This is a genomic window from Pedobacter sp. UC225_61 (assembly GCF_044452285.1).
Classification (GTDB): domain Bacteria; phylum Bacteroidota; class Bacteroidia; order Sphingobacteriales; family Sphingobacteriaceae; genus Pedobacter.
On sequence record NZ_JBIOAL010000001.1, the window covers coordinates 1290373 to 1304730 of the forward strand.

Here is a 14358-nt window from a genome sequence, read left to right on the forward strand (position 1 = left end):
GGATCTTATACCATTGGAAATGGAAGCAAAATATAGAATCGTATTTGGCATAGGATTAATAGTTTACGCTTTAATTAGATTTTATCGCATAATCAATCAAAAGGATACAGTATGAAAATGAAAAATATAGGTTTTGTATTCCTATTATTAGCCATTTTATCTTGCAATAGATCTCCAAAAAAAAATGGAGCTGAAGAAACAAGGACTTCTGGAACAACTGAATTGTTGGTTGATGAATCCTTTGCTCGTATTCTAGATGATCAAATAGAAGTTTTTAAAAGTGATTACCCAAATGCAAAAATAACAACTGTATTAGGGAATGAAAATAAGATTTTACCAGATTTTTTGAACGGAAAGGTTAAAATGTTGGTACTATCTAGAATGCTAAAACCTGAAGAAGAACTTTATTATAAACAAAAGCAAATTGCTATTTTTACAGATAGGTTTGCAGTCGATGGAATTGCGCTTATAACTAACGCTGCTAATATAGATACTAATATTACAGTAAAAGACGTACTTGATATTTTAAAAGGTAATGCTAACAATAATAAAAAGTTAGTTTTTGATAATGCATATTCTAGTACAATAAGATATTTCATAGATTCTGCAAAGGTAAAGGAATTACCTAAAACGGGAGTTTATACATTACAATCAAATAATGATGTAATTAAATACATAGCCGAGAATAAAGATTATATTGGTGTAGTTGGTGTTAATTGGCTATTGGAAAATAATAAAGACATTTTGACATACTTACCAAAAGTTAAAGTAATGGGTGTTAAGAATTTAACTGGTAAAAAAGGTGCTGATGCTTTTTATAAACCCAGTCAAAACAACTTAATTAAAGGAGTTTATCCTTTTTTAAGAAATGTATATATTATAAATGCTGAAGGTAGAGATGGTTTAGGCACAGGATTTGCAAATTGGTTAACTAGCCCTCGTGGACAGTTAATTGTACTCAAATCAGGACTAGGTCCTCATAAGATGGTATCAAGAGATTTTAACATAAGAAACACGAACTAAAATTAATATTAAAACTAATGAGATGAACGTTGCTGTAACAGAACCAAGAAAGATTACAGGAAAAGTTATTTCGATTAAAACAAATGAAGACGATGAAAATGATTAAGAAAGCAATAACCTTAAGTTTAGGTTTGGTAATGATGGGTGGTGCCTCATTTGCTCAAAGTTTAGCTGATGCAAAGAAGGCAATAGATGCAGAACAGTATCAAAAAGCTACTTCTATGCTTAAAACGTTAGTAAATTCACAAGCTAGCAAAGGTGAAAATTATTTTAGCCTAGGTGAAGTGTATTTACGTACGGATGATATTGATTCAGCAAGAGCAGTATTTTCTAAGGGAATTACTGCAGAACCAAAATATGCATTAAACTACGTTGGTTTAGGTCATGCTGATTTAAAATCAAATAATGCAACTTCTGCTAAAACAAATTTTGATAAAGCATTGTCTTTTGGAGCTAAAGACTATTTAACTTACTTAGCTATTGGGAAAGCTTATTTAGACCAAAAAACTCCAGATTATGCTGCTGCACTTCCAAATTTGCAAAAAGCAGATGAATTAGATTCAAAAGATAAAGATCCTGAAACATTTTTAGCAATTGCGGATTACTATGCAATGCAACATAAAAATTCGGAAGCTTATAACATGTATTTAAGAGCAACAGATATTAATCCAGCTTTATATCGTGTTAATGTACAAATTGGTAAAATGTATAAAGAAGCTTACGCATTTGCAGAAGCAGAAGCACAGTTAAAAAAAGCTGTAGCTGGTGACCCTAATTATGGCCCTGCTTATCGTGAATTAGCAGAGTTATATTTGCAATGGTCTTATCAAGATCCTAAAAATGGCGATGCAAAAAGAGCTGATGCATTAACAAACATGAAAAAGTATTTAGATTTAACTGATAAGTCTTTTGAATCTCGTTTACGTTATGCTCAATTTTTAGTTTACGCTGGCGATTTTGCAACATTATCAAATGAAGTTGCAACTTTAAATGCTCCTGATGCTAATAACCCTAAAACATTTGTAGTAATACGTATGCGTGGATATTCTGCTATTGAGAATAAAAATTATCCTCAAGGTGTTCAATTCATGAATGAGTTATTTGCTAGAAAGCAAGACACTGCTCGTATTCTTGGATCAGATTATTTATATTTAGGTAAAGCTTTACAAGGTACTGGCAATGATAGTTTAGCAGTAGTTAATATTACAAGAGGAGTTGAGTTAGATACTACAAAAGTTGAAGACTTAGCGGAGATTGGCAAAAAATTCTACGCAGAAAAAAAATACGATAAAGCTATTCCCGTGTTTAAGAAAGTAGTTTCATTGAATTCTAAGAACCCTAACATGGCGATGAATTATTACTATTTAGCATTAGCTGAATACGTAAAATCTGGTGCTAAAGATAGAGCTTTGCTTGTAGAAAGTGACTCTGCGTTGGCTAAAGTAATTACATTAGCTCCTGAATACGATCCAGCTTTTCTTTATAGAGCTCGTATCAATAAAGCAATTGATGTAATCGATAACCCAGAAACTCAAAAAGGGTTAGCAGTTCCTTTTTATGAAAAATATATAACACTTTTAACGGTAACAAAACCAGAGAAAGCTGCAGCGAATGTTAAAAACCTTGCCGATTCTTATAATTATTTAGGCTTCTACTATTCAGGTGTTGATAAAGAAAAAGCGAAAGAATACTTTAATAAAACTTTATCTATTGATCCTTCGAATGCATATGCAGCAGATAATTTAAAGTTATTGAGTGCTCCACCAGCACAACCAAAAAAAGCACCAATTAAGAAATAATATCTTAATTATTAATAAAGAAAGGCAGGGTTTGTAATCCTGCCTTTTTCTTTTAATTTTGCATAAAATAATAAAATGGAAACTACAAGTACAGCCCACGATTTTTTACCTATTATATTTCAAGTTATTGTTGCTTTAGGATTTGTTGTAGTAACTCTATTTGCTACGCATTTTTTAGGTCCTAAGCGTAAAACAAAAGATAAACTCTCTACTTTTGAAGCGGGTGTTAAGTCTGTTGGTAATGCTCGTCAACCGTTTTCTATTAAGTATTTTTTGGTTGCTATTCTTTTTGTATTATTTGATGTTGAAGTAATCTTCATGTATCCTTGGGCAGTAAATTTTAGGGAGCTAGGTTGGAACGGGATTATTGAAATGTTCATTTTTATGGGTACTCTTTTATTAGGGTTTATCTATATTCTAAAGAAAAAAGCATTAGATTGGAATTAATTATTTAGATTAATTCTAAATGCCAATACCATAATCTATTTGCTTTTAAAATATTGTAAATTTGTTGCTTATTCTCTATTAGGAATAAGCATTTTTTGTTTAAAAACATGAGTGAAATCAATATAGTAGATGCGCCACCAGGTATAGAGGGCTCAGGCTTTTTTGCTACTTCCTTAGATAAGGTAATCGGTTTGGCCCGTTCACATTCATTATGGCCATTGCCATTTGCTACTTCTTGCTGTGGTATAGAATTTATGGCAACTATGGGTTCGCATTACGATTTTGGTCGTTTTGGTGCAGAGAGATTAAGTTTTTCTCCACGACAGGCAGATTTATTAATGGTAATGGGAACTATCGCTAAGAAAATGGCGCCAGTTTTAAAACAAGTTTATTTACAAATGGCGGAACCTCGTTGGGTAATTGCTGTTGGCGCTTGTGCATCAAGTGGAGGTATTTTCGATACTTACTCTGTGTTACAAGGAATAGATGAGATTATCCCTGTTGATGTTTACGTTCCAGGCTGCCCTCCACGTCCAGAGGCTATTTTAGATGGCTTTGGAAAAATCCAGGAATTGGTAAAGAACGAATTGGGCAGAAGAAGATATTCAGATCAGTATAAACAAATGTTAGCTTCATACGGAATCGACTAATGGCTAAAGCAACAAATACAGAAATCATTGATTTGCTAGGTGAAAAATTCGGCGAGCAACTTTTTGATGTTACAGAACCTTATGGATTGCTAACTTTTTCTACTACTAAAGATAGAATTATTGATGTTTTATCTTTTATAAAGGAAAATGGAAAGGTCAACTTTAACTTCCTTACCGATTTAACGGGCGTTCATTATCCAGAGAAAAATCAAATTGCTGTTGTTTATCATTTACACAGTATGGTTAGTGGCATTAGATTGAGGTTAAAGGTGTTTCTACATGAAAATGACCCAGCAATTCCTACTGCATCTACGCTTTGGAATTCGGCTAATTGGATGGAGAGAGAAACCTATGATTTTTTTGGAGTTAAGTTTGAAGGACATCCTGATTTAAGAAGAATACTAAATATGGATGAACTTAATGTACATCCAATGTTAAAACAATATCCGTTAGAAGATCCTAACAGAGTTGATAAAAAAGACGAATACTTTGGTAGATAAAACATGAAGCACAATCAACCAGTATATACAGATAATGATCCGCAGAGCGAATTGGTAACCCTAAATTTAGGCCCAACTCACCCTGCAACACACGGTGTTTTCCAAAACGTATTGCAATTAGACGGCGAGCGTATTGTAAGTGGTGTTTCTACTATCGGATACATTCATAGAGCATTTGAAAAAATTGCTGAGCACCGACCGTTTTACCAAATTACACCTTTAACTGACCGTTTAAACTATTGTTCATCTCCAATTAATAACATGGGATGGCATATGACGGTTGAAAAATTACTGAATATCCAAATTCCTAAACGTGTTGATTACTTGCGTGTAATTATCATGGAATTGGCTAGAATTTCTGACCATATCATTTGTAATACCATTATTGCTCAAGATACTGGTGCAACAACAACTTTCCTTTACTTATTCCAATTTAGAGAGCATATTTACGAAATCTACGAAGAAATTTGTGGCGCTCGCTTAACGACTAATATTGGTCGTATCGGTGGTTTAGAAAGAGATTTTAATGATATCGCATTTGCGAAGATTAATAAGTTTCTAAAAGAATTTCCGGTTGCTTTAAGAGAGTTTGAAAGCTTGTTGAACCGTAACCGTATTTTTATTGACCGTACTGCTGGCGTTGCCGAAGTTACCCAAGAAACTGCTTTAAGTTTCGGTTGGACTGGCCCATTATTACGTGCAACGGGCGTAGATTATGATGTTCGTGTAAGCGAGCCTTATTCATCTTATCAAGATTTTGATTTCGAAATTCCGGTAGGTACAAGTGGCGATATTTATGATCGTTATTTGGTACGTAATGAAGAAATGTGGCAAAGTGTTCGCATCATTGAGCAAGCTTTAGAAAAGTTAAAATCGGAGCCTAAAGGTATTTTCCACGCTGATGTGCCAGAATTTTACTTACCAGGAAAAGAAGAAGTTTATAACAATATGGAAGCATTAATCTATCACTTTAAAATTGTGATGGGCGAAATTGATGCGCCAAAAGCAGAAGTTTACCACGCTGTAGAAGGTGGTAATGGAGAACTTGGATTTTATTTGATAAATGATGGCGGTAGAACACCTTATCGTTTGCACTTTAGAAGACCTAGTTTTATTAATTATTCAATGTTTGCAAAAATGAGCGAAGGTATGCTGTTATCAGATGCCATCATTAACATGAGTAGCATGAACATTATTGCAGGAGAATTAGATGCTTAAAGTAGAAGAAACACAACCTGTAGAATTTTCATCGGCTTTAATTGAAAAGTTTGATGAAATTGTTAAACGTTATCCTGCTGGAAAACAAAAATCAGCTTTGCTACCTATTTTACATTTGGTGCAAGCAGAATTTGGTTGGACTAGTGTGCCTGCAATGGATAAAGTTGCTGAATATTTGAATATAGAACCGATTGAAGTGTATGAAGTTGCATCTTTTTATAGCATGTACTTTTTACAGCCAAAAGGAAAATATGTATTAGAAGTTTGTAGAACTGGACCTTGTTGTTTAGTTGGTGCAGAAAAAATAATGGACCATATTGAAAGTAAGCTTGGAGTTAAAGAAGGCGAAGTTACTGCTGATGGTTTATTTAGTTGGAGAGGTGTAGAGTGTTTAGCAGCGTGTGGTTTTGCTCCAGTATTACAAATCGGTCCGGAATATACTTTCTATGAAAACTTAACTGAGCAATCGGTTGATCATTTAATAGACAATTTACGCAATAAATAATGGGACGTAAACTATTATTAGAACATATCAACGTACCTGGCATTAACACCCTAGAAGTTTACCGCCAAAAAGGTGGTTATCGTGCCGTAGAAAAAGCTTTGAAAACTTTAACACCTGATGAAGTGGTGGAAGAAGTTAAAAAATCTGGTTTACGCGGTCGTGGTGGTGCGGGTTTCCCAACGGGGATGAAATGGAGTTTTTTGGCTAAACCAGAAGGTGTTGCTCGTTATTTGGTATGCAACGCTGATGAATCTGAGCCTGGAACTTTTAAAGACAGATATTTAATGACATACATTCCTCATGCATTAATTGAAGGAATGATTGTGTCGAGTTTCGCCCTTGGTGCAAACACATCTTATATCTACGTTCGCGGTGAAATGATGCCTCAAATCCGCATCTTGGAAAAAGCAATTGCAGAAGCGAAAGCTGCTGGATTTTTGGGAAATAACATTTTAGGAACAGGATACAATTTAGAATTATACGTACAACCTGGTGGTGGTGCTTACATTTGCGGGGAAGAAACCGCCTTGTTAAAATCATTAGAAGGGAAAAGAGGAAATCCTCGTATAAAACCGCCTTTTCCAGCAATTGCTGGATTGTATGGTTGCCCAACAGTAGTAAACAATGTTGAATTCTATTGCTGCAGTTGTGCCAATTATCAATGATGGTGGAGACGAATATGCAAAAGTTGGTATTGGTAGAAGTACAGGAACCAAATTGATATCAGCTTCTGGAAACTTGGTAAAACCAGGGGTTTATGAAATTGAATTGGGCTTACCAGTTGAAGAATTTATCTATTCTGACGAATACTGTGGTGGTATCGCCAATGGAAAAAGGCTAAAAGCTACAGTAGCAGGAGGTTCTTCTGTTCCGATTTTACCAGCAAACCTAACGCTTAAATATGCCAACGGCGAACCTCGTTTAATGAGTTACGAATCGCTTTCTGAAGGTGGTTTTGCTACCGGAACAATGATGGGTTCGGGTGGTTTTATAGCATTTGATGAAGATCAGTGCATCGTTAGAAATACTTGGAATTTTGCTCGCTTTTATCACCATGAAAGTTGTGGGCAATGTTCACCTTGTCGTGAAGGAACGGGTTGGTTGGAAAAAGTGTTACATAGACTAGAATACGGACACGGCAAAATGAGTGATATCGATTTGCTAGTTGATGTGTCTAAAAAGATAGAAGGAAATACAATTTGTCCATTGGGTGATGCCGCGGCTTGGCCAGTTGCAAGTGCAATTAGACATTTTAGAGATGAGTTTGAGTGGCATGTAAAGGAGCCAGTTAAAAGCTTGAGCAGTAATTATGGCTTAGCCAATTACGCTGTTCCAATAGAGAAAAAAGTTGAAGAAGTTAAACAGGATAATCTTTAACCATGAGTGATTTAATGAAAGTTACTATTGATGGTATAACGGTAGAAGTAGCACCGGGTACAAGTATTCTCAATGCCGCAAGGCAAATTGGGGGTGATATTGTTCCCCCTGCAATGTGTTATTATTCTAAGTTAGAAGGTAGTGGTGGTAAATGTCGTACTTGCATCGTTAAGGTAAGTAAAGGCTCTGAAAAAGATCCTCGTCCGATGCCTAAATTAGTTGCATCTTGCCGTACTACTGTAATGGACGGAATGGAGGTGCAAAATATTACATCTCCTGAAGTTTTGGAAGCGAGAAATGGTGTTGTTGAAATGTTATTGATTAACCATCCATTAGATTGTCCAATTTGTGACCAAGCAGGTGAGTGCGATTTACAAAACTTAGGCTATGAAAACGGATTACAGCGTACTCGTTACGAGTTTGAGCGTCGTACTTTCGAAAGAATAGACATAGGTGATAAAATCCAGTTACACATGAACAGATGCATTTTATGTTATCGTTGTGTGTTTACTGCCGACCAAATTACAAATAAACGTGTTCATGGTATTTTAAATCGTGGAGACCATTCAGAAATTTCTACTTATATCCAAACAGCTGTCGATAATGATTTCTCTGGAAACGTGATAGATGTTTGCCCTGTAGGTGCTTTAACAGATAAAACATTCAGGTTTAAAAACAGAGTTTGGTTTACTAAACCTGTTGACGCACATAGAAATTGTGATCACGAAAAATGCAATGGTAAAGTAACCCTTTGGTATAAGGGTGAGGATGTTTTACGTGTTACTGCTCGTAAGGATCAATACGGTGAGGTTGAAGAATTTATTTGCAACGAATGTCGTTTTGAGAAGAAAGCAACTGCAGATTGGACAATCGAACACCCAACTCATATTCCTGATACTTCGGTAATTTCATCAAATCACTACGAAACATTTAAGCCGTTACCTGTGATTAAAGAAAATTTGGCTTTGCAAGAAGCTAATAAGGTTGAACTAGAAAAAACCAGTAAATTCTAAAATGGATATAAATTTTGTAATCGAAAAATTTGCGCTGGTAACTATTTTGTTTTCCATTAGTTTGGTAATAGCAATGTATTCTACTTATGCAGAGCGAAAAGTGGCTGCCTTTTTACAAGATCGTTTAGGTCCAGATAGAGCTGGCCCCTTCGGTATTTTACAACCATTAGCGGATGGTTTAAAAATGTTCATGAAGGAAGAGATTATTCCATCTAATGCTAGTAAATGGTTATTTATGGTTGGCCCAGGTTTGGCTATGCTTTGTGCTTGTATTGGCACTGCAGTTATTCCTTGGGGTCAAGATTTAAACATCAATGGAAGAGTTGTTCCATTGCAAGTAACTGATATTAATGTTGGTGTACTTTATCTTTTTGGTGTTGTTTCGTTAGGCGTTTATGGGGTAATGATTGGTGGTTGGGCGTCTAACAATAAATATTCATTATTAAGTGCAATCAGGGCAGCATCTCAAAATATTAGTTATGAAGTGGCGATGGGCTTATCTATCATCGCCTTATTATTAATGACCAATACATTAAGCTTAAGAGAAATTGTAGCGCAACAACATGGTTGGCATTGGAATGTACTTTATCAGCCATTAGGATTTATCATTTTTATGGTGTGTTCTTTTGCAGAAACTAATCGTGCTCCATTCGATTTACCTGAGTGTGAAACTGAATTAATCGGTGGTTACCATACAGAATATTCATCGATGAAATTAGGATTTTACTTATTTGCTGAATATATCAACATGTTTGTTTCATCTGCTGTGATGGCCACCTTATATTTTGGCGGTTACAATTACCCTTGGATGGATACTGTTGCAGGTCATGTTAGCCCTAATGTTGCAGCATTAATTGGAACAGTTGTTTTATTTGCTAAAATATTTATGTTCATCTTTTTCTTCATGTGGGTGCGCTGGACAATTCCTCGTTTCCGTTATGATCAATTGATGAATTTAGGATGGAAAGCATTAATTCCGTTGGCAATTGCCAATATTATAGTTACAGGGATTGTGATCGCTGTTGTAAATAAGTTTTAAGAGAGAGCTATGGAATCATTAAGTAACAAGAAAAAAGTACTAGAGCAAAAGCCTCTTAATCTTGCAGAACGTATGTATTTACCTGCAATTGTAAAAGGTTTAGGTACTACAATGAGCCACTTTTTTAAGAAAAGTTCAACTATTAGATATCCAGAAGTAGAACGTGAATTTTCTATCAACTGGAGAGGAATGCATTCTTTAAAAAGAGATGAAGAAGGTAGAGAGCGCTGTACTGCTTGTGGGTTATGTGCATTATCATGTCCTGCAGAAGCAATTACTATGATTGCAGCAGAACGTAAACCAGAAGAGAAAGCATTATATAGAGAAGAGAAATATGCAGCAGTTTATGAAATTAATATGTTGCGTTGTATTTTCTGTGGATTGTGTGAAGAGGCTTGCCCTAAAGAAGCGATTTATTTAGATGGACCAATTGTTCCTTCTGATTATTTACGTAAAGATTTTATTTACGGCAAAGATAAATTAGTTGAAGCTCCTTTGGAGGTGAAATAAAATAATATCGCCCTATGGCGAAACTAATAAACTAAATAAAAAGAAAATTAATGGGTACATCAGTATTCTATTTCGTAGCAACATTAAGCATCATTTTTTCACTGATGGTTATCTTTTCGAAGAACCCAATCCACAGTGTTTTATACTTGATTCTTACCTTTTTTACTTTTACAGTTCACTATGTACTATTAAACGCACAATTTTTAGCGGTTGTAAATTTCATTGTTTACATGGGTGCAATTATGGTTTTATTCCTCTTTGTACTAATGCTTTTGAACTTGAATAAAGAAAATGAACCCAATAAATCAGCATTAGTTAAAATTTTAGGCGTAATAGCTGGCGGATGTTTATTAGTAACCTTAGTTGGTTCATTTAAAGCAGTTTCAATTAATAGCCCATTAGTATTGCAAAATCCAAATTTAGGATTGGTAAAAAACTTAGGTAAAGAATTATTCGGTCCGTTCATGTTGCCATTTGAATTGTCATCAATTTTATTGCTTACAGCAATGGTTGGCGCAGTATTGTTAACTAAAAAAGAAGAAAAAGCAAATGGATAATTTAACTTCAACCATGCAAACAGTTCCACTTAACCATTACATTTGGTTATGTGCTATTATATTCACTATTGGGGTAATGGGAGTGTTAACACGTAGAAATGCTATCGTTATTTTTATGTCGGTAGAGTTAATGTTAAACTCTGTTAACTTATTACTGACTGCTTTTTCTGTTCATCACAACGATCCATCAGGACAAGTTTTTGTGTTTTTTATTATGGCTTTGGCAGCTGCTGAAGTAGCCGTAGGACTAGCAATTATTGTAATGGTTTACAGAAATACGCAGTCGATAGATATTAATGTATTAAATCGCCTTAAGTGGTAATTAGATAGAAGATGATAAATAGTTTACTTTGGTTAATCCCTTTACTCCCGCTTTTAGGCTTTGTAATTAATGGCCTTGGCAGAAATACCTTTAGAAAAAGCCTAGTTGGTTTTATTGGTAGTGGTGTAATATTTGCTTCTTTTGCATTAAGTGTTGCTTTATTTTTTGACTTACATTCAAGTGTTCAAAAGCAATTTCCAGTAGAACTTTTCGATTGGATTAGCGCTGGTAATTTACATATACCACTTTCGTTTTTATATGATCCATTGAGCTCAATTATGTTGTTAATTATAACTGGTATTGGCTTTTTAATCCATTTGTATTCTGTCGGTTACATGCATGATGATGCTGGATTTGGTAAATTCTTCAGCTACTTAAATCTATTTATCTTCTTTATGTTGATTTTAGTTTTAGGCTCGAACTATATCGTAATGTTTATCGGTTGGGAAGGCGTTGGCTTATGTTCTTACCTATTAATCGGTTTCTGGTATACCAATAGCAATTACGCAAGTGCGGCTAAAAAAGCATTTGTAATGAATAGAATTGGCGATTTAGGATTTCTTTTAGGTGTTTTCTTAATCTTCAATACGTTTGGAAGTGTAGAATTTGCTAAAGTATTTCCTCAGGCTGCTTCAATGATGCCGGGAGCAGGAACAATTACGTTAATTACCATTTTATTATTTATTGGAGCTTGCGGTAAATCTGCACAGTTACCTTTATTTACATGGTTACCAGATGCGATGGCTGGTCCAACGCCAGTTTCTGCCTTAATACATGCGGCTACAATGGTAACAGCAGGTATTTATATGATTGCTCGTTCAAGCGTATTATTCGATTTAGCGCCAACTACGCAAATGATTATCGCGATTATTGGAACAGCAACTGCTTTAATTGCTGCAATAATTGCCCTAACACAAACAGACATTAAAAAAGTATTGGCTTATTCAACTGTATCTCAATTAGGATATATGTTTTTAGGTTTGGGCGTTGGTGCCTATACAGGATCATTCTTCCATGTCTTAACTCACGCTTTCTTTAAAGCATTGTTATTCTTGGGTGCTGGGTCTGTTATTCATGCGATGCATCATGAGCAAGATATGCGTCACATGGGTGGATTAAAATCTAAATTGAAAATTACATTTACTACGATGATGATTGGTACAATCGCAATTGCAGGTTTACCACCTTTCTCTGGTTTTTTCTCTAAGGATGAAATTTTAGCTCACGCTTTTGAATACAATAAAGTGCTTTGGGCAATTGGATTATTTACCGCATTTTTAACTGCTTTTTATATGTTCAGAATGATGTTTTTAACATTCTCAGGAAAATATAGAGGGACACATCATGCAGAAGAACACATTCAGGAATCGCCAAAAATCATGACTTATCCATTAATTGTGTTGGCTATTTTGGCTGCAATTGGTGGAGTAATAAATATCCCACATGTATTTGGTGGTAACGAATGGTTGGCACATTGGTTAACTGGAGCAGGCATTGCTCAACATGAGTTGGAATTAAGTCATGCTACAGAATTTGGACTAATGGGAGCTTCTGTTTTAGCAGCATTAATTGCTTTGTTTTATGCGTATACTAAATATGTGAAAAATGCTCACATTCCAGTTTCAGATGAAAGCAAACGCTCAATTTTTGCTAAAATATCATATAATAAATTCTATTTAGATGAAATTTATTATGCCATTATCACAAAACCTTTAGATGCATTTTCTAGATTTTTCTATCGTATTATCGATAAAAAAGTAATTGATGGTTTGGTGAATGGCTTTGGTTGGTCGGCAACTGAAGGAAGTAAAGGTTTACGCCTTTTACAATCGGGTAATGTTGGCTTTTATATATTTATGATGGTATTCGGTATCATCGCATTGTTATTGTATACTTATTTATCTATCGCTTAGTTCGGTTCAAAACATATAAATGGAATTATTATTACTCCTATTTTTACCTCTTGTAGGTGCAATCATTACCTCATTACTTAAAGGCAGTTCAGCTAAATTAAGTGCTTTAGGTTTTGCACTAGTATCGCTCTGCGTAACTATTAGTTTATTAACTCAATTTACTCCAGATGCGACTACACAATTTGTAGTAAACTATCCTTGGATACAACAATTAGGCATTAATTTCCATGCGGGTATTGATGGAATTAGCATGATTACGGTTATTTTAACAAATGTTTTAATGCCATTAATCATCCTTTCGAGCTTTAAACACGAATACAAAAATGCCAATGCTTTTTATTCATTAATTCTATTTATGCAAAGCGGATTGCTGTTGGTATTTACTGCATTAGATGGATTTTTATTTTATATCGGTTGGGAAGCAGCTTTAATTCCAATTTATTTTATTTGCGCCATGTGGGGCGGAAAAGACCGTATCAAAGTAAACATGAAGTTTTTTGTTTACACGATTGCTGGTTCACTTTTCATGTTATTAGGTATTATTTACTTATATCTTCAAAATCCTGCAAAGAATTTTGATATCAATGCATTTTACGCTTTAAACTTAGATTCATATCAACAAGGTTGGATATTTTGGGCGTTCTTTATTGCTTTTGCCATTAAGATGCCAGTATTCCCTTTCCATACTTGGCAACCAGATACCTATACAGAGGCTCCTGCTCCAGGAACCATGTTATTATCAGGTATCATGTTGAAGATGGGTATTTATGGTGTAATTAGATGGTTATTGCCAATCGTACCTCAAGGTGTTAACGACTGGGTTTGTGTAGTAATGATACTATCAGTTATTGGAATTGTTTATGCTTCATTAATTGCATTTACACAAAAAGATGCGAAACGTTTGGTGGCCTATTCATCAATTGCTCACGTTGGTTTAATATCAGCTGGTATTTTTGCATTAAATACGCAAGGCTTGCAAGGTGTAATGGTACAAATGTTAAGTCATGGTATCAATGTAATTGGTTTATTTTTCGTGTTGGATATTATTTCATCTCGCCTTAAAACAAATAAAATTGATGAATTAGGTGGATTAGCAAAAGTTGCTCCGAAATTAGCAATTACTTTCTTAATTATTGTTTTAGGAACAGTGGCCTTACCAGGAACCAACGGGTTTATTGGCGAGTTTTTATTGCTATTTAGCGTATACAGTTACAATGCATGGTTGGGCTTAATCGCTGGGCTGACTATCATTTTTGGGGCAGTTTATATGCTTAGAATGTATCAAAGAGTAATGTTAGGCGAAACCAATGCATTAACCATCAGTTTCACAGATATTAAAGGAACAGAAAAGGTAGTATTGTACACTATTTGCGTACTGATAATTGTAATGGGTGTTTATCCAAAGCCAATTTTGCACTTATCTGAAGCTTCAGTACAACATTTATTAGAACAAGTAAATCAAAAATTAACAGGGGTAAACTAAAC

14 protein-coding genes and 1 pseudogene are annotated in these 14358 nt (G+C 34.8%); all 15 read left to right on the forward strand.

The genetic code is table 11. From position 1 onward, the window contains the following. The first annotated feature begins 111 nt into the window (after positions 1–111). Positions 112–1023: a PstS family phosphate ABC transporter substrate-binding protein gene (locus tag ACHMWN_RS06230; protein WP_397298617.1), complete on the forward strand. Its 912-nt coding sequence runs from the start codon at positions 112–114 to the stop codon at positions 1021–1023. An 83-nt stretch (positions 1024–1106) separates the two neighbouring features. Continuing rightward, positions 1107–2822, forward strand: a complete 1716-nt coding sequence (locus ACHMWN_RS06235; protein WP_397298618.1) for a hypothetical protein — start codon at positions 1107–1109, stop codon at positions 2820–2822. A 75-nt stretch (positions 2823–2897) separates the two neighbouring features. Next, on the forward strand, positions 2898–3269 hold the full coding sequence (locus ACHMWN_RS06240) for an NADH-quinone oxidoreductase subunit A (RefSeq protein WP_397298620.1): 372 nt from the start codon (positions 2898–2900) through the stop codon (positions 3267–3269). 107 nt (positions 3270–3376) lie between these two features. Continuing rightward, entirely contained in the window at positions 3377–3919 is a 543-nt protein-coding gene (locus tag ACHMWN_RS06245; protein WP_397298622.1) for an NADH-quinone oxidoreductase subunit B, read from the forward strand. Further along, a complete protein-coding gene (locus ACHMWN_RS06250; protein ID WP_397298623.1) occupies positions 3919–4419 on the forward strand; it encodes an NADH-quinone oxidoreductase subunit C in 501 nt (166 codons plus the stop codon). Before ACHMWN_RS06245 ends, ACHMWN_RS06250 begins: the two co-directional genes overlap by 1 nt. A gap of 3 nt (positions 4420–4422) precedes the next feature. Further along, a complete protein-coding gene (locus ACHMWN_RS06255; protein ID WP_397298625.1) occupies positions 4423–5637 on the forward strand; it encodes an NADH-quinone oxidoreductase subunit D in 1215 nt (404 codons plus the stop codon). Continuing rightward, a complete protein-coding gene (nuoE, locus tag ACHMWN_RS06260) occupies positions 5630–6142 on the forward strand; it encodes an NADH-quinone oxidoreductase subunit NuoE (protein ID WP_397298627.1) in 513 nt (170 codons plus the stop codon). The genes ACHMWN_RS06255 and nuoE overlap by 8 nt, the downstream gene beginning before the upstream one ends. Next, positions 6142–7519 (forward strand): annotated as a pseudogene (gene nuoF, locus ACHMWN_RS06265) (NADH-quinone oxidoreductase subunit NuoF). Before nuoE ends, nuoF begins: the two are co-directional and overlap by 1 nt. A gap of 2 nt (positions 7520–7521) precedes the next feature. Further along, complete coding sequence (locus tag ACHMWN_RS06270) at positions 7522–8532, forward strand: 2Fe-2S iron-sulfur cluster-binding protein (protein WP_397298628.1); 1011 nt, start codon at positions 7522–7524, stop codon at positions 8530–8532. Position 8533: 1 nt separating this feature from the next. Next, the gene (gene nuoH / locus ACHMWN_RS06275) at positions 8534–9571 is read left to right on the forward strand and encodes an NADH-quinone oxidoreductase subunit NuoH (protein ID WP_397298629.1); all 1038 of its coding nucleotides are present in this window, start codon (positions 8534–8536) and stop codon (positions 9569–9571) included. A gap of 9 nt (positions 9572–9580) precedes the next feature. Next, positions 9581–10081 carry a NuoI/complex I 23 kDa subunit family protein gene (locus ACHMWN_RS06280; RefSeq protein ID WP_397298630.1) on the forward strand — a complete coding sequence of 167 codons (501 nt, stop codon included), beginning with the start codon at positions 9581–9583 and terminating at the stop codon, positions 10079–10081. Positions 10082–10131: 50 nt separating this feature from the next. Next, positions 10132–10638: an NADH-quinone oxidoreductase subunit J gene (locus tag ACHMWN_RS06285; protein ID WP_131551941.1), complete on the forward strand. Its 507-nt coding sequence runs from the start codon at positions 10132–10134 to the stop codon at positions 10636–10638. Further along, the gene (nuoK, locus tag ACHMWN_RS06290; RefSeq protein WP_372817651.1) at positions 10631–10960 is read left to right on the forward strand and encodes an NADH-quinone oxidoreductase subunit NuoK; all 330 of its coding nucleotides are present in this window, start codon (positions 10631–10633) and stop codon (positions 10958–10960) included. Before ACHMWN_RS06285 ends, nuoK begins: the two co-directional genes overlap by 8 nt. 11 nt (positions 10961–10971) lie before the next feature. Beyond that, positions 10972–12873, forward strand: coding sequence for an NADH-quinone oxidoreductase subunit L (gene nuoL, locus ACHMWN_RS06295; RefSeq protein ID WP_397298632.1), 1902 nt, complete (start codon positions 10972–10974; stop codon positions 12871–12873). 19 nt (positions 12874–12892) lie between these two features. Then, complete coding sequence (locus ACHMWN_RS06300) at positions 12893–14356, forward strand: NuoM family protein (RefSeq protein WP_397298634.1); 1464 nt, start codon at positions 12893–12895, stop codon at positions 14354–14356. The last annotated feature ends 2 nt before the right edge of the window (positions 14357–14358 follow it).